The sequence below is a fragment of the Halorubrum sp. SS7 genome (genome assembly GCF_005435055.1).
GTDB classification, from domain to species: Archaea; Halobacteriota; Halobacteria; order Halobacteriales; family Haloferacaceae; genus Halorubrum; species Halorubrum salinarum.
On record NZ_SGXV01000568.1, the window covers coordinates 1 to 254 of the forward strand.

The following is a 254-nucleotide window of genomic DNA, read 5'->3' on the forward strand; positions in this document are numbered from 1 at the left end:
GCGGCGGGAGGATCCGGAGGACCTCGTGGCCGCACGCGAGCGTGAGGAGGCCGCGCTCGAACGCGTTCTTCACGACCGCGTCCCGGCGCTCTTTGGTGTCGAACTCGAGGGCGCACAGCAGCCCCTTCCCGCGGACGTCGTCGACCGGGTCGAGGTCGGCGTCGCGCATCGTTTCGATGAACTGCCGGCCGCGGACGACGGCGTTGTCGGTGAGGTCCGCCTCCTCGATCGCGTCGAGCGTGAGCGCGCCCTGC

The 254-nt window shown here is 71.7% G+C and carries 1 protein-coding gene; it reads right to left on the minus strand.

Going from position 1 to position 254, the window contains the following annotated elements; translation table 11 throughout:
* On the minus strand, positions 1-254 hold a 254-nt coding region (locus EXE44_RS19165; RefSeq protein ID WP_137718121.1), incomplete at both ends, for an aminotransferase class III-fold pyridoxal phosphate-dependent enzyme.